Annotated in this window: 12 protein-coding genes and 2 tRNA genes; 12 read left to right on the top strand and 2 right to left on the bottom strand. The window is 38.4% G+C overall.

Annotation, left to right across the window (positions count from 1 at the left end):
* Positions 1-28 precede the first annotated feature (28 nt).
* From AC1DRF_RS00860 to AC1DRF_RS00830, 7 genes are all read left to right on the top strand, one after another.
* Positions 29-119: transfer RNA gene (locus AC1DRF_RS00860), tRNA-Ser, on the top strand.
* Between the two features lie 20 nt (positions 120-139).
* A tRNA-Glu gene (locus AC1DRF_RS00855) sits at positions 140-211 on the top strand.
* Between the two features lie 293 nt (positions 212-504).
* Positions 505-2,466 carry a 1,4-alpha-glucan branching protein GlgB gene (gene glgB / locus AC1DRF_RS00850; protein ID WP_043975848.1) on the top strand — a complete coding sequence of 654 codons (1,962 nt, stop codon included), beginning with the start codon at positions 505-507 and terminating at the stop codon, positions 2,464-2,466.
* Entirely contained in the window at positions 2,417-3,568 is a 1,152-nt protein-coding gene (locus AC1DRF_RS00845; protein ID WP_016765788.1) for a glucose-1-phosphate adenylyltransferase, read from the top strand. Before glgB ends, AC1DRF_RS00845 begins: the two co-directional genes overlap by 50 nt.
* 22 nt (positions 3,569-3,590) lie before the next feature.
* Positions 3,591-4,616, top strand: a complete 1,026-nt coding sequence (locus tag AC1DRF_RS00840) for a glucose-1-phosphate adenylyltransferase family protein (RefSeq protein WP_025750736.1) — start codon at positions 3,591-3,593, stop codon at positions 4,614-4,616.
* A complete protein-coding gene (gene glgA, locus AC1DRF_RS00835; RefSeq protein ID WP_097824723.1) occupies positions 4,613-6,043 on the top strand; it encodes a glycogen synthase GlgA in 1,431 nt (476 codons plus the stop codon). Before AC1DRF_RS00840 ends, glgA begins: the two co-directional genes overlap by 4 nt.
* A 13-nt stretch (positions 6,044-6,056) precedes the next feature.
* Positions 6,057-8,468 (top strand): glycogen/starch/alpha-glucan phosphorylase, encoded by a 2,412-nt coding sequence (locus AC1DRF_RS00830; RefSeq protein ID WP_016765785.1) that lies wholly within the window; start codon positions 6,057-6,059, stop codon positions 8,466-8,468.
* Between the two features lie 38 nt (positions 8,469-8,506).
* Here the strand turns inward: AC1DRF_RS00830 and AC1DRF_RS00825 are convergent, their stop codons facing one another.
* Together AC1DRF_RS00825 and AC1DRF_RS00820 are read right to left on the bottom strand one after the other, a co-directional pair.
* Positions 8,507-9,304: a TIGR00266 family protein gene (locus AC1DRF_RS00825; RefSeq protein ID WP_477740242.1), complete on the bottom strand. Its 798-nt coding sequence runs from the start codon at positions 9,302-9,304 to the stop codon at positions 8,507-8,509.
* A 94-nt stretch (positions 9,305-9,398) separates the two neighbouring features.
* On the bottom strand, positions 9,399-10,151 hold the full coding sequence (locus AC1DRF_RS00820; RefSeq protein ID WP_097824722.1) for a TraR/DksA C4-type zinc finger protein: 753 nt from the start codon (positions 10,149-10,151) through the stop codon (positions 9,399-9,401).
* A gap of 352 nt (positions 10,152-10,503) precedes the next feature.
* Here AC1DRF_RS00820 and AC1DRF_RS00815 point away from each other — a divergent pair, with 352 nt between their 5' ends.
* The 5 genes from AC1DRF_RS00815 to AC1DRF_RS00795 all read left to right on the top strand — a co-directional run bounded on the left by AC1DRF_RS00815 (position 10,504) and on the right by AC1DRF_RS00795 (position 16,860).
* Complete coding sequence (locus tag AC1DRF_RS00815; RefSeq protein WP_477740241.1) at positions 10,504-11,925, top strand: isochorismate synthase; 1,422 nt, start codon at positions 10,504-10,506, stop codon at positions 11,923-11,925.
* Positions 11,912-13,666, top strand: coding sequence for a 2-succinyl-5-enolpyruvyl-6-hydroxy-3-cyclohexene-1-carboxylic-acid synthase (gene menD / locus AC1DRF_RS00810; RefSeq protein WP_477740240.1), 1,755 nt, complete (start codon positions 11,912-11,914; stop codon positions 13,664-13,666). Before AC1DRF_RS00815 ends, menD begins: the two co-directional genes overlap by 14 nt.
* Positions 13,667-13,669: 3 nt before the next feature.
* A complete protein-coding gene (menH, locus tag AC1DRF_RS00805) occupies positions 13,670-14,479 on the top strand; it encodes a 2-succinyl-6-hydroxy-2,4-cyclohexadiene-1-carboxylate synthase (protein WP_477740239.1) in 810 nt (269 codons plus the stop codon).
* A gap of 16 nt (positions 14,480-14,495) precedes the next feature.
* Positions 14,496-15,314, top strand: coding sequence for a 1,4-dihydroxy-2-naphthoyl-CoA synthase (menB, locus tag AC1DRF_RS00800; protein WP_013059564.1), 819 nt, complete (start codon positions 14,496-14,498; stop codon positions 15,312-15,314).
* A gap of 82 nt (positions 15,315-15,396) precedes the next feature.
* Complete coding sequence (locus tag AC1DRF_RS00795; protein WP_477740238.1) at positions 15,397-16,860, top strand: o-succinylbenzoate--CoA ligase; 1,464 nt, start codon at positions 15,397-15,399, stop codon at positions 16,858-16,860.
* Positions 16,861-16,863: the final 3 nt, after the last annotated feature.

Genomic DNA, 16,863 nt, shown 5'->3' with positions numbered 1-16,863 from the left:
GGTTCGAGTCCTACCTGTGGAGCCATACGGAGAAGTACTCAAGTGGCTGAAGAGGCGCCCCTGCTAAGGGTGTAGGTCGTGTAAGCGGCGCGAGGGTTCAAATCCCTCCTTCTCCGCCAGTCGTTTTAAATTCAAATATGGCCCGTTGGTCAAGCGGTTAAGACACCGCCCTTTCACGGCGGTAACACGGGTTCGAATCCCGTACGGGTCATCTCAAAAAGGTTTGCATATATGCAAACCTTTTTTATTTGCGCTTTTTTAAAGATTAAGTAAACAGAAATAATAGTTAGGAATAATTACCATGAATTTTCAGAATAAAAAGTAAGTTTTAAGCAGGATTTTCCCTATGTCATATGGAATTATTCATAAAGTAATAAAGTATGAAGAGTATGGGATAAAGAGCAATTTAAAAGAACATTTATTCTATTATATTTGTAGAAAAGGTTTATGTTTTTACTGTAAAAGGGAATGAGTGGTAAGAAGCGTATATTATGTGCGTATATTATGTTTGAAGTTAAAGGGGTGGCAAAAGTGAATCTAGCGGTTCAGCCTACTGAATTTGATGTTCATTTGTATCACGAAGGAAACTTATTTCGCAGTTACTCTATTTTCGGTGCGCATCAGGTAACGGTAGAAGGAATTGAAGGCGTACGATTTTGCGTGTGGGCACCTCATGCAAAGAGTGTAAGCGTTGTAGGTGATTTTAATAAATGGAACGGTTTTCAACATTCAATGGTTAAAGTTAATGAACAAGGTATTTGGATGACATTTATCCCTGAGTTAGAACAAGGGACTATTTATAAATATGAAATCATCACACAAAGCAATCAAAAAAAATTAAAAGCAGATCCATACGCTTTCTTCAGTGAAGTGCGTCCGAACACTGCGTCTATTGTTTACTCATTAGATGGGTACAAATGGAACGATCAATATTGGCGTAGAAAGAAAAAACAGCAAAATATATATGAAAGACCACTGTGTATTTACGAGCTGCATGCAGGGTCTTGGAGGACTCATGAAGATGGCAGCCTTTATACATATAGTGAATTAGCACAGGAGCTTATTCCTTATATTGCTGAACAAGGTTTTACACATATTGAGTTATTACCAGTCATTGAGCATCCGCTCGACCGATCCTGGGGATATCAAGGAATTGGATACTATTCTGCTACCAGTCGATACGGTACACCTAAAGAGTTGATGAACTTTATAGATGAGTGTCATCAAAACAATATAGGGGTTCTTTTAGACTGGGTACCCGGGCATTTTTGTAAGGATGAACATGGTCTGTATATGTTCGATGGAGAACCTACTTATGAATACAAACAAGAGCCCGATCGTGAAAATTACGTTTGGGGAACAGCTAATTTCGATTTAGGAAAGCCTGAAGTCCAAAGTTTTCTGATTTCGAACGCTTTGTTTTGGTTGGAGTACTTCCATATAGATGGATTTAGAGTAGATGCTGTAGCCAATATGCTTTATTGGCAAAATTCTTCTGGAAAAGCAGTGAATGATGGAGCTGTCAGCTTTTTGAAAAAGTTGAATGAAGCTGTTTTTGAATCTGATGAAACGATATTAATGATGGCAGAAGATTCAACGGACTGGCCGCTTGTTACAGCACCTACGTATGAGGGTGGTTTAGGCTTTAATTATAAGTGGAACATGGGATGGATGAATGACGTTTTAACATACATGGAAGCTGGCGTGGAAAGACGTCCCTATCTTCACGATAAAATGACCTTTTCACTAATGTATGCGTTTAACGAAAACTTTATTTTGCCGCTTTCTCATGATGAAGTCGTACATGGGAAAAAATCATTACTTAATAAAATGCCAGGTGATTACTGGCGCAAGTTTGCACAGCTTCGACTGCTATATGGATATTTCTTTGCACACCCTGGGAAAAAGCTTTTATTTATGGGCGGAGAGTTTGGCCAATTTGATGAGTGGAAAGATTTAGAGGAGTTGGATTGGATGCTTTATGATTTTGATATGCATCGCAATCTTAACGGATATATGAAGGATCTCATCAAGATTTATAAGAGAAGCAAGCCTTTATATGAATTAGACCATAATCCAGATGGATTTGAATGGATTGATGTTAACAACCATCATCAACAAATTTTCTCTTTTATTCGTAAGTCGAAAGAAAATCAGGAGATTTTTATAGTTGTTAGCAATTTTTCTGAGCATCCATATCATTCTTACAAAGTTGGAGTTCCAGTTGAGACAGAGTACATTGAAGTTATTAACAGTGATGACGAAGTGTACGGCGGTTCAGGTATTGTAAATAAAAAGGCATTAAAATCAGTGGATGAATCGTTTCACGGCCAACCTTTTTGCATTGAAATGAATATTCCGCCGTTTGGCATTAGTATACTACGAGCAAAGAGAAAACGAGGGGAGAGAAAACAACATGTTAAAAAAGAAATGCGTAGCGATGTTATTGGCAGGAGGAAAAGGTAGTCGGCTAAGTTCACTTACAAAAAATCTAGCAAAGCCAGCTGTACCATTTGGTGGTAAGTATCGAATTATTGATTTTGCTTTAAGTAATTGTACAAATTCAGGTATTGAAACAGTAGGTGTATTAACACAATATCAACCGTTAGTTCTTAATTCATACATTGGAATTGGAAGCGCTTGGGATTTGGACCGACGGAATGGTGGCGTCACGGTATTGCCTCCATACGCGGAGTCAGATGGAGTAAAGTGGTATAAAGGGACGGCTAGTGCTATTTATGAAAATTTAAACTATTTAACACAATATGATCCTGAGTACGTACTGATTCTATCAGGTGATCACATTTATAAAATGAACTATGAAAATATGCTTGATTATCATATAAACAAAGAAGCAGACGTAACGATTTCTGTTATTGAAGTACCTTGGGAGGAAGCGAGCCGTTTTGGTATTTTAAATACAAATAGTGACCTAGACGTAATGGAGTTCGATGAAAAGCCTCAGCGTCCTAAAAACAATCTAGCTTCCATGGGGATTTATATTTTTAAATGGAGTATTTTAAAAGAATATTTAGAAATGGATGCACGCAATCCATATTCAAGCCATGATTTTGGTAAAGATGTTATTCCGCTTTTACTAGACGAAAAGAAAAAGCTAATTGCATACCCATTCCAAGGTTATTGGAAAGATGTAGGAACTGTAAAAAGCTTGTGGGAAGCGAATATGGATTTGTTATGTGATAAAGACGAGCTTAATTTATTTGACTCTTCATGGAAAGTATACTCTGTTAACCCTAATCAGCCTCCTCAATATATCGCGCCAAACGCCTGCGTGGTGGAGTCATTAGTAAATGAAGGGTGCGTTGTTGAAGGAAACGTAGAGCAGTCCGTGTTATTTCCAGGTGTACAAATCGGCTCAGGTTCTGAGGTCAAGAAAACGGTTGTCATGCCTACTGCAAAGATAGGTTCTAACGTATATATTGAAAACGCTATTGTCCCATCGGATATTGAAGTTCCAGACGGTACTATTATTCGACCGACCAAAGGAAGCGAAGAAGTAATTCTTGTTACTCAAGAATTGATTGAATCAGTTGCTAAATGCATTTAACGAACAGAGAGGATGAACGACATTGAATAATCAAATGCTTGGTATTATTGATGCTTGTACAAACACAACAGCGCTACAGCCTTTAACCTTTTATAGATCGATTGCTGCCATTCCTTTTGCAGGACGCTATCGATTAATCGATTTTACGCTTTCTAATATGGTAAACTCTGGAATTTCGAGCGTTGCCATTTTTCCTCGTGATCGCTATCGCGCATTGATGGATCATATAGGTTCAGGAAAAGAGTGGGATTTGGATCGGAAGCGAGATGGATTGTTTATCTTCCCTCCTATGACAAGTGATTTACACTTAGAAAGTCCATCACTATTCACGCAGTTCCGTTATCATATTGATTATTTCTTAAGAAGTAAGCAGGAATACGTATTAATTGCGAATAGTTATACGATATGTACAGTTGACTTTGAGCACGTGTTGCAACGTCATATTGCTTCAAATGCAGATATTACTGAAATGAAGCAGGGTGATAAATCGCTTAATATGTATATTATTAATAAATCTATTCTAGTTAATATTTTGCAAAATGAATCCCATGATTTTTATACGATTAAAGAAATGGTTCGATATATGGCACAATCTCATCGTGTAGAAAAGTATGAGCACCATGGATATACGGCTGAGATTTCTAGCTTAGATGCCTACTATAAAACAAGTATGGAAATTTTATCTCCAGATGTTTGGAAGCAGCTATTTATTAACGAACGTCCTGTTTTCACTAAAGTAAAAGATGAACCGCCTACTCGTTACGCAAAAAAAGCGGTTGTGAAAAATTCAATGATCGCAAACGGGTGCGTGATTGAAGGGCATGTGGAAAATAGTATTATCTTCCGAGGCGTTAAAATTGGAAAAGGTACGGTCGTTAAGAATAGCATTGTGATGCAAAAAGGCGTTATTTTAGAAAATAGTGTATTAGAAAATGTTGTTTTAGACAAAGATGTGAAAATAGGAAGTAATGAAACGTTGCTAGGTGAGTCAGGATTACCTAGAGTCATTGCTAAAGGAACAACTCAAGGAGCGTTGATGAAGTCGTGAATGTATTATTTGCTGTATCAGAATGTGTACCTTTTATTAAAACAGGAGGATTAGCAGACGTAGCTGGTGCCCTGCCTAAAGAATTAAAAAAGTTAGGAACGAACGTATGTGTAGTCATGCCAAAGTACGGAACGATTCCTCAACATTATCAAGATGAAATGGTGCTTGAAAAAGTTATTCATGTGCAGGTTGGGTGGAGAAGACAGTACTGCGGAATTGAATCGTTAACGATGGATGGCGTTAAATATATTTTCATTGATAATGAATATTATTTTAAAAGAGATAGCTTATATGGACACTATGATGACGCTGAACGATTTGCTTTTTTCAGCAGAGCTGTGCTTGAAGCTATCCCATTTTTAGAGAATGAGCCTGATATTATTCATTGTCACGACTGGCATACGGCTATGATTCCATTTTTACTTCGTGCTAATTATGATATGTATGATCATATTCAGACGGTCTTTACGATTCATAACTTACAATTCCAAGGAATCTTCCCTAAGAGCAATTTATATGAGTTATTAAATTTAAATGAATATTATTTTACTACAAGCCAGCTCGAGTTTTATGGGAATATTAATTTTATGAAAGCTGCGCTTGTATCAGCTGATAAAATTACCACGGTAAGTCCTACATATCGAGATGAAATTCAAATGCCATATTACGGAGAAAGTTTAGATGGATTATTGCGTCAGCGAAATCAAGATTTAATTGGGATTGTAAATGGAATCGATGAAGAAGCTTATAGCCCAGACGCAGATCAGCTTATATCTTATCCTTATTCGGTAGAAAAGATTGAAGGAAAATATAAAAATAAAAAAGAGCTCCAGCGCTATCTTGAATTAGAAGAAAATAAGGATGTTCCAATTATTTCGATGGTTACAAGGTTAACTCAGCAGAAGGGATTGGATTTAGTTAAGCACGTTTTCCATGAGACGGTTAACTTAGGAGCCCAAATTGTTATTTTAGGAACTGGAGAATACGAGTTTGAGCAGTTTTTCCGTGAGATGGAAGATACGTACCCGCAACAAGTAAAAGCTATTATTGGTTTTAATGAGGAACTTGCTCATAAAGTCTATGCTGGTACGGATTTATTTTTAATGCCTTCCCGTTTTGAGCCTTGCGGACTCGGACAATTAATAGCCTTAAAATATGGAACCATTCCAGTCGTGCGTGAAACGGGCGGCCTGAATGACACGGTCAAAGCTTATAATGAATATAGCGGAGAGGGAAATGGCTTCTCTTTTAAGAATTATAATGCTCATGACATGCTTCATACGTTAGAAAGAGCTGTTTCATTTTATCACCAGAAAGATGTATGGAAAAAATTAATGATGGATGCTATGAGTCAGGATTATAGCTGGGGGCAATCGGCATTTAAATATAATCAATTGTATTCAAATTTGACATCTACTCCATCGTGAAAGGGTGAGCAGATTGTTCTCTGATAAAAAAAGCTTTCAAGAGGCTTTTTTGAAAAAGCTGGAAATGACATATGGAAAGAGCTTTAAAGAATCTACTGTTCAAGATCACTATCATACATTAGGAAATATGGTGCGAGAGTATATTAGCAGCGATTGGATTTCAACCAATGAAATTCATAGGTCTTCACATACAAAGCAAGTGTATTATCTTTCTATCGAATTTTTACTAGGCAGACTATTGGGTCAAAATCTGTTGAACTTAGGAATTCGGGAAGTTGTAAAAGAAGGATTAAGTGATCTGAATATTTCACTTGAAAATATTGAAGAGATAGAAGTAGACGCAGGATTAGGAAACGGCGGATTAGGCAGGCTTGCTGCTTGTTTTTTAGATTCTCTTGCTTCACTTAATCTTCCTGGCCACGGTTATGGGATTCGCTATAAACACGGTTTGTTTGATCAAAAGATTGTAAACGGCTTTCAAATTGAGCTCCCAGAACAGTGGTTAAGGCATGGGAATTCATGGGAAGTACGTAAATTAGATCAAGCCATAGAAGTGAACTTTTGGGGCGAAGTTGAAATGGTACAGGAAGACGAAAAATTCTCTTTTCGTCATGTAAAAGGAGAACCCGTCTCTGCTGTTCCTTATGACATCCCGGTTATCGGGTATAAAACAGATACAGTGAATACACTTCGCCTTTGGAATGCGGAGCCTTCATCATTTCCAGTACATAAAGATGTGATGGAGTATAAGCGTCAAACAGAGGCTGTATCAGAATTTTTATATCCAGATGATACACATGAAGATGGTAAAATATTAAGATTGAAACAGCAATATTTTCTTGTATCAGCTAGCTTACAAAGTATTATCAGAGCACATCGAAATACCTATCAAACACTTACAAACTTTCACGAAAAAGTAGCCATTCATATTAACGATACTCATCCTGTACTTGCGATTCCTGAGCTAATGAGAATTTTACTGGATGAAGAAAAAATGGAATGGGAAGATGCATGGCATATTACGTCCAATACCATATCATACACAAATCATACGACTCTTTCTGAAGCCCTTGAGAAATGGCCGATTGATTTATTTCAACCCTTGCTTCCACGCGTGTATATGATTATTGAAGAAATTAATGAGCGCTTTTGTAAAGAATTATGGGAATCATATCCAGGGGACTGGCAGCGGATTGAAAATATGGCTATTTTAGCGCACGGGTTAGTAAAGATGGCTCATTTAGCAATTGTGGGAAGTTATAAAGTAAACGGTGTGGCAAAGATTCATACTGATATTTTAAAAGAACGAGAAATGAAAGATTTTTATCAGTTTTATCCTGCTAAATTTAACAATAAAACGAACGGAATTACCCACCGGCGCTGGTTGTTAAAAGCTAACCCACAGCTTTCCTCCCTTATTACCGAGGTGATAGGAGATAAATGGATTAAACAGCCGCATTCTCTTATAAAGCTCCAAGAGTACGTGGAAGATCCAAGTTTTTTACAAGGACTAAAAACAGTAAAACAACAGCGTAAAAAGCTGCTTGCGGATATTATTCAAGAGCAAACGGGAATTAAAATAGATTCTAATTCTATTTTTGATGTACAGGTTAAAAGGCTTCATGCTTACAAAAGGCAGCTTTTAAATGTGCTGCACATTATGTATTTGTACAATCGATTAAAAGAAGACCCTAATTTTCAAATCGTTCCTCGTACATTTATTTTTGGTGCGAAAGCTTCTCCCGGCTATTATTATGCAAAAAAAGTCATCAAGCTAATTAACTCTGTAGCTGATGTTGTCAATAATGATCCACAAACATCACCGTTTTTAAAAGTCGTTTTTTTAGAAAACTATCGTGTGTCACTTGCTGAGTATATCTTTCCTGCAGCGGATGTCAGTGAACAGATTTCAACCGCCAGCAAAGAAGCTTCGGGAACGGGAAATATGAAATTCATGATGAACGGAGCGTTAACTCTTGGCACGATGGACGGAGCGAACGTCGAAATTAGCGAGGCAGTAGGAAAAGATAATGTCTTTATTTTTGGATTAAAAGCCGAAGAAGTATTGAGCTATCAGCAAAATGGAGGATACCGTGCCTATGATTACTACCATCATGATAAGCGGATTCGACAAGTGCTCGAGCAGCTTACCAACGGCTTCCTGCCTGACACATATGACTTATTCGAGCCTATATATGATTCATTATTAATGCAAAATGATGAATACTATGTACTCCGTGACTTTGACTCATACGTTACGGCACAGCAAAAAGTAAACGAAGCTTATAGAAATGAAAATAAATGGCTTCAAATGAGTGCGACGAACATTGCACACTCCGGCTTTTTTTCTAGTGATCGAACGATTGAGGAATATGCATCTGATATTTGGGGAATTCATTCCACTAAAAATTTATTAAATCAATAAATAGAAAAGGTGTAGTCAAAGACTACACCTTTTTTATTTTATCTGTTGTCACCGTTTAAGAAATCACCTAAAGAACCAAGGATACTGCCTTCACCTTTACCTCCCGTTGGGGAAACTGCACTTGATAAAACGCGATCGGCTAGTCTGCTAAAAGGAAGAGATTGAATCCAAACTGTTCCCGGTCCTGACAGAGTAGCAAAAAACATGCCTTCCCCTCCAAACAGAGCTGTTTTAATTTTCCCTACATATTCGATGTTGTAGTTTACATCACGGGTCATGGCTACTAAACATCCAGTATCCACACGAAGGCGTTCACCCGGCTGCAGCTGTCTTTTATGAATGGTTCCGCCTGCATGCAAAAATGCCAAGCCATTACCTTCTAATTTTTGCATAATAAAACCTTCACCGCCAARGAAGCCCGTTCCTAGTTTTTTTTGAAAATCAATGCCAACGGATACGCCTTTGGCAGCGCATAAAAAGGAGCTCTTTTGACAAATGATTTTATGATCGAGCTGCTCTAAATCGACAGGAATAATCTTGCCTGGAAAAGGTGAAGCGAAAGATACTTTTCGTTTGTGATATCCGTTATTTGTATATACCGTCATAAATAAACTTTCACCAGTTAATACGCGTTTCCCAGCTCCTTTGAGTTTATTAAACAGCCCGCTGCTGTTGGAGGAAGAACCGTCACCAAAAATGGTTTCCATCTCAATATCATCTTCCATCATCATCATTCCTCCAGCTTCTGCTATAACACTTTCTGAAGGATCTAATTCAATTTCAACAAACTGCATGTCATCTCCATACAATTTGTAATCAATTTCATGTGCATTCATCATTTTCACCTCATTATTAATTCTAATCTCCTATTCATTCGATGTCATCTCCTATAGCTCCTACTAAAAATAGAAAAAAGAGTAGTATGAAGAACTACTCCTTTTCAGTGTATGGATCTTTCTCATAGGCTGGTAAATCTCCAAATATGGTCATCGTACCTTCTTCATCCAGTGCATTTTCATATCGCTCATGCTCTTTTGAAGGGTAAATAGGAAGAGGCTGTCCATATAAATCGGTAGCGGCAAAGTTTTCATAATCTTCAACGTACCCAATAGCTTCATCTGCCTCAATATAGGTTTCACTATAGTTAGACGTATCTTCTATAAAATCAGAAGGAGATTCAGACGTCCCGTAACGCGCAACGTCTTGCCAAGAATCTTCTGCGTCATATCCTGTTGTTTCGGTATCGTCATAGTCGTATTGACCAAATGGGTGATGGAGAACATTTTCTTCTACAGGTCTGTGCTTTGGAATATCCTGTGATGGGCTATGTTCTCTACAGTATAAAGTAGTTGGTACAGCCTGAAGTCTTTCAAACGAGATATCTTCCCCACATACTTTGCACGTTCCATACGTGCTGTGAGCGATTGCCTGAAGTGCTTCTTCTATTTCATGTAGCTCTTGTTTTGCATGTTCATTTAGTGCAAGGTCTTTTTCACGCTCGTATGTTTCCGTGGCTGTGTCACCAGGGTGGTTATCGTAGCTTGAAAGTTCTCCTACAGCATCGTGAGCGTCGCTTCGAGTTAGACCAAAATGATCATTTTGATCAAAGTGCGATTGAATATCAGCCTGCTGCTGCTGTAAATTTTGTTTTAACTGACTGATTTCTTGTTTTGAAAGTGTCATGAAGCTCCCCCTTAAAAATTTATTGTGCTTTTGTAGTATGTGTTAAAAATTCAAAAAAACACGATTCATGTTAGGAGTATTTGGGATATTCATGAAGCTAAGAGAGAAAAGGAGTGGAAAATTAAAGAAAGTTAAAGGTTATAGAAAAGGGTATGATAAAAATAATGTTCTCGAGGTCTAAAGAGTACTGAATAGATCATAAAGATTTTTGATTCATTTAATGAAAAGGCATAATTTAGACAAGCGAAATTAATTTTTTCTCGTGAATCGCGATGCTAGATTTTTTTGAACTGAAAGTTTATAATAAGTTAGTTACAGACTTAAGAAAAAAAGATGAACGGGGGGACGTAGTGTGATTGCAACGACCGAACAGTTAGTACAAGAATACATTAAAGATGCGATTGAGTGTGCAAAAAATGAAAATCAGCCAAAATTGGTCAGTTTAGTGAAAAAAGTAAGACCTATTGACCCCCTTATTTTTTATGCGAACGGACATGACCAGTTTTATAAAGAACGCTTTTTTTGGAAAGATCCCAACAGTTATTATACATTTGTTGGATTAGGATATGCGCATACTATTTGCACCAATGCGGCAAAAGAACGTTATTTCCACATTGAAAATGAATGGAAGCGCTTTATAAAAGAAGACTTTTATAAAAATAACCAAATTTCCCCTGATGGGACAGGTCCTCTTTTATTTGGAGGATTTTCATTTGACCCAAATCAGTATCGAGAAAACTATTGGAGTGATTTCCCGAGTTCAAAATTTATGATTCCAACTGTGTTATATACTCAGGCAGACAAAGAAGGATACCTTACCGTTAATATGATGGTTAAAGGACAAGATTCTGTTAAAAAGCACATCAATTATTTCGAAGAGGTCCAAAAACTTGTTCTTTGTGAAGAGTACGACGGGGAATCCCATATTTCACCTTTGCTGTTGGGAAAAGAGGAAATTGGGGTAGAGAAATTTAAAGGAAATATTGAAAGAGCTACTACTTTAATTAAGCAAGAGGCTATAGAGAAAGTAGTTCTTGCTCGTCAATTAAAAGTAAAATTTAATGAAGATATTTCTACTGAATACGTGCTTCAGCGTCTGTTAAAGGAACAGCCAACTAGCTACACATATATTTTAGAGGGAGAGCATCAGCATTTTATCGGCGCTTCCCCAGAAAGGCTAGTGCAAAAACAAGGAGATTATGTGTTTTCCACATGTTTAGCGGGTTCGATTCCAAGAGGAAAGACAAGGCAGGAAGATCATGAACTAGGTGAGGAATTGCTTCAAGATCCCAAGAACTTAATTGAACACGATGTTGTTGTTCATATGATTAAAGAAGCGATGAATTCTTATTGTTATGAAGTAGAAATTCCAAGTACGCCAAGTTTATATAAAACAAAGCATATTCAACATTTGTATACACCTGTTAAAGGGCGTATAAAGGAAGATGTAACGCTATTTTCATTTATTCAAAAGCTCCATCCAACACCAGCGCTAGGAGGATATCCTCAACAGGAGGCCTTGCCTATTATTCGACAGCTAGAATCCTTTGACCGAGGGTGGTATGCAGCTCCTTTAGGATGGATGGATATCAACGGAAACGGTGAATTTATAGTAGGAATCCGCTCCGCTGTTATTCAGCAGCAAGAAGCCGTTTTATTTGCGGGCTGTGGAATTGTAGCAGATTCTACGCCTGAAAGTGAATATGAAGAAACAAGAATTAAATTCAACCCGATGCTTTCAGCTTTAGGAGGGATTATGCGTGGAACACATTAAATCATTAACAACGTATATTGCGTCATTCGTGGATGAATTAGTAGAAGCAAATGTTGAAGAAGTAGTGGTYAGTCCAGGGTCACGTTCAACGCCTATTGCGATGCTTATGGCTGAGCACCCTGATATTCATGTGCACTTAAATATTGATGAGCGTTCCGCCGGCTTTTTTGCTCTAGGAATAGCAAAAGCAAAGAAAAAACCAGTGGTGCTTGTATGTACATCTGGAACAGCTGCAGCGAATTATTATCCTGCAGTAATTGAAGCTCACTATTCACGCATTCCTTTAGTAGTTATCACAGCGGATCGGCCGCATGAGTTAAGGGATATAGGTGCCCCGCAGGCCATTAATCAGAATCATCTTTTCGGTCAATATGCGAAGTGGTTTGTAGATACAGCTTTACCAGAAGAAAGTGCAGATATGAATCGTTATATTCGAACAGTAGCTTCAAGGGCTGTTCATACAGCTCAAGCTATACCGAGCGGTCCTGTACACATTAACGTACCTTTACGTGAACCGATTGTACCAGATTTATCTATTGAAGATTTATGGAGTCAAGGGAAACGCGATAAATCATATGTGTTTGCTATTCATGGAGAAGCATCTCTATCTGAAAAAGGTTTCGAAGAAATTGCGAAGCGCTTAGAGGGAACAACAAAAGGACTTATTATATGCGGAGATCAAATGTCTTTAAAAGCAGCAGACAGCGTATGCCGTTTAGCTGAATCTTTAAGCTTTCCAGTGATCGCAGATCCGTTATCACAATTAAGAAGCGGCAAGCATTCAAAAGAAAATGTAATAGAGACATATGATACATTTTTAAAAAGTGATAAGGTTGATGAGCGTTTTTATCCGGAAGTTGTCATTCGTTTTGGCGCGATGCCGGTATCGAAACCGCTATTGCAATTTTTGAAAGCCCACGAGCCGACAGAAATGTTTGTAGTTGACCAAGGTAAAGGCTGGAGAGACCCTACTTTACGTTCGACAGTGATGATTGAAGCTGATGAGACATTATTTTGTGAAGAACTGATCAAGCGTCTTTCAGCGAATCAAGAGGAGTCTACTTCATGGCTGAGTCTGTGGAAAAAGATTAATGCTCAAACTGCACAGGCTCTGAGAACATTAACTTCCGGCCAGGAATGGTTCGAAGGACAAGTAGTTCAAGAAATTGTTGATGTAGTACCTGAAGGCACGGCTTTGTTTGCTGGAAATTCAATGCCTGTTCGAGATATTGATTCTTTCTTCTTAAATACGGAAAAAGATATTCCACTCTTTGTAAATCGGGGCGCAAATGGAATTGATGGTGTAGTTTCGTCTGCTCTAGGCGTAAGCACGGCTTACGATCACACCGTTTTATTTATTGGTGACTTATCGTTTTATCACGATTTAAATGGTCTACTGGCAGCTAAAATGCATAATTTAAATTTAACCGTTGTGCTAGTTAACAATGACGGCGGAGGAATTTTTTCATTTTTACCGCAGTCAAAACAAGAAAAGCACTTTGAATTTCTATTCGGTACGCCAACTGGATTAAACTTTGAGCATGCCACTCGTCTGTATGATGGCACATTTTCTTCAGCAAGCAGCTGGGAAGAATTTCGACATGCAATGAACCATGCTTTCACAAAAGGCGGTTTGCATGTTGTAGAGATTCGTACAACTCGTACAGAAAATGTAGAGACTCATCGCAGTTTGTGGAAACTTGTTTCCGAGGAAATAAATTTGTCAAACGGTGAGGAATAGGCAATGATGTATCAATTAAGTGGTGTATCTTACTATGTGCACACCGAGGGAAAAGGAGAGCCGCTGCTTCTGCTTCACGGCTTTACCGGCTCTTCTCAAACTTGGCGTACCTTTATGAAGAAATTCGCTAAAGACTATCAGGTAATTGCTGTTGATATTATTGGTCATGGCCAATCAGCAGCTCCCAAAGAAATCAAACCATATTCAATGGAAGCAGTTGTTGAAGCACTGCATGAGCTTCTTCAACAGCTATCTTTATCACAGGTGAATGTAATTGGATATTCGATGGGAGGAAGGCTTGCTCTTTCATTTGCCCAGCGATATCCACACCATGTGAAAAAGTTGGTATTAGAAAGCGCATCGCCTGGTTTAAAAACGCGAGAAGAACAAAAGCTAAGAAAAGAAAAAGATGAACAGCTGGCGAGCCGCATTATGAAAAATGGAATTGAAGAATTTGTGAACTTTTGGGAGGGAATTCCTCTTTTTAGTTCTCAAAAGCAATTGCCTAGTCATGTTCAAGAAGCGGTGCGTAAAGAAAGACTTTCGCATACAGGAATCGGCCTTTCCAACAGTTTGAAAGGAATGGGAACAGGAGTCCAGCCGTCCCTTTGGGAGAAGCTGGACGATCTGTTGATGCCGGTTTTGCTTATTACAGGAGAAGTAGATCAAAAGTTTTGTTTAATTTCCAAAGAAATGCAAACATTAATACCAAATGCTACTTCTAGAATTATTTTAGGGACAGGCCATGCAATTCACGTGGAACAACCCGAGATTTTTGGTAGAATAGTAAGTGAGTTCTTAGCTACTACATAATTAGGAGGAAATAAAGATGACAGTTGAATGGACATCAGCACGTCAGTATGAAGACATTTTATACGAAACATATAACGGAATCGCTAAAATTACGATTAACCGTCCGGAAGTTCACAATGCATTCCGTCCAAAAACGGTAATGGAATTGATCGATGCATTTGCTTATGCTCGTGACGATGCAAGTATTGGAGTAATTGTATTAGCAGGTGCTGGAGATAAAGCATTTTGCTCAGGCGGAGACCAAAAAGTTCGCGGCCACGGCGGCTATGTAGGAGAAGATGAAATTCCACGTCTAAACGTTCTGGATTTACAGCGTTTAATTCGCGTAATTCCAAAGCCGGTTGTTGCGATGGTATCAGGCTATGCAATTGGCGGAGGCCACGTTCTTCATGTTGTATGTGACTTAACAATTGCAGCGGATAACGCAGTCTTTGGACAAACAGGTCCTAAAGTGGGAAGCTTCGATGCAGGATATGGCTCTGGTTACTTAGCTCGCATCGTAGGTCATAAGAAAGCGCGTGAGATCTGGTTCTTATGCCGTCAGTACAACGCTCAAGAAGCACTAGACATGGGATTAGTAAACACGGTCGTTCCATTAGAACAGCTTGAAGCTGAAACAATTCAATGGTGTGAAGAGATGTTAGAAAAAAGTCCAACCGCTCTTCGTTTCTTAAAAGCAGCATTTAATGCTGATACGGATGGCTTAGCTGGTATCCAGCAATTTGCGGGTGACGCAACGCTTCTTTATTACACAACCGATGAGGCAAAAGAAGGTCGCGATGCATTTAAGGAAAAACGCAATCCAGACTTCCAACAGTTCCCACGTTTCCCTTAAACAGCTGAAACAGCTTGGTGATTATCATCAGGCTGTTTTTTCAATTTAATTTAGTTAATCAGTATAAAAAGGAGAGAAATTCATGAGTAGCCAAACGATTCCTAATGGGCTTATGCAAAGAGCATATTTGACGCCAAATCGAGTGGCGGTAGAAACACCGCAAACGTCTCTTACGTTTCAAGAGCTTCATAAACGTGTTCAAAAAGTAGCACAGCAGCTTTCGTTTAACGGTGTAAAGCAAGGTGATACCATTGCTTTATACATGAAAAATAGAGTGGAGTTTATCGAGATTTTACATGCGATTTCTTATATTGGCGCCCGGTTGCTGCTCGTCAACACGCGTTTGACAAACGAAGAAATTAATTATCAGCTAACAGATGCAAACGTGTCGTTGCTTATTGCGGATGAAACATTTTTAATTAGAGAATTCCAAAGTTCCATTACTCAGCTTACTTTACCTGCTTTAAAAAGTTCTCCAGAAGCAGAAACAGGTTTTCAAAAAACGTGGAATCTCGAGGACACATTCACCATTATGTATACGTCTGGAACAACAGGTCATCCAAAAGGAGTGCTGCAGACATATGGAAATCACTGGTGGAGTTCCGTTGGCTCAGCGCTTAATTTAGGATTAAATGAAAAAGACTGCTGGCTTATAGCAGTTCCTTTGTTTCATATTAGTGGCTTATCTATTTTAATGCGGAGCGTCTTTTACGGAATGAAAATCATTTTAGAAGAACGGTTTGAAGTAAGAGCAGTAAATGAAGCCATTGAAAACAAAGGGGTAACGATTATTTCGGTTGTTACTTCTATGCTGTCCAATATGCTTGATGAATTAGCTGAACGCAAGTATCCAAATACGTTTCGCTGTATGCTTTTAGGAGGAGGACCTGCACCGCTTACTATTTTAGAGGCTTGTGTGAATAAAGAAATTCCTGTTTATCAAACGTATGGAATGACAGAAACATCTTCACAGTTCGTTACGCTTTCACCTGAAGACAGTTTGCGAAAACTGGGATCAGCAGGTAAACCATTATTTCCATGTGCAATGAAAATTGTAGATGAAAAAGGAAATGAGACCAGCGAAGCAGGAGAAATCATTGTTAAAGGTCCAAATGTTACAAAAGGATACCTAAATAAACCTGAGGCTACTCAAAAAGCAATTCAACAAGGCTGGTTCTATACAGGAGATATCGGGAAAGTGGATGAAGAAGGCTTTCTATATGTGTTAGACAGACGTTCAGACCTTATTATTTCAGGTGGAGAAAATGTATATCCAGCTGAAATTGAAAATGTTTTGTTGAAGCATCCCGCTGTTAAAGAGGCCGGTGTAACGGGAGTAGCTGATGAAAAATGGGGACAAGTGCCAGCTGCATGTGTTGTTGTAAACGAAGACGTTTCAGATGAAGAATTATCTTTACACATTCAACAATTTTTAGCAAAGTACAAACTTCCAAAGTATTTCGTTCGAGTAGAGGAGCTGCCGCGAACGGCTTCTAATAAAATCATACGCCGGAAGCTATCATCGTTCATACAGAAAGGGAGCTAATCG

The sequence above is a fragment of the Priestia sp. P5_B4 genome (assembly GCF_056400385.1).
This window is presented reverse-complemented; position numbering and strand designations above follow the sequence as displayed.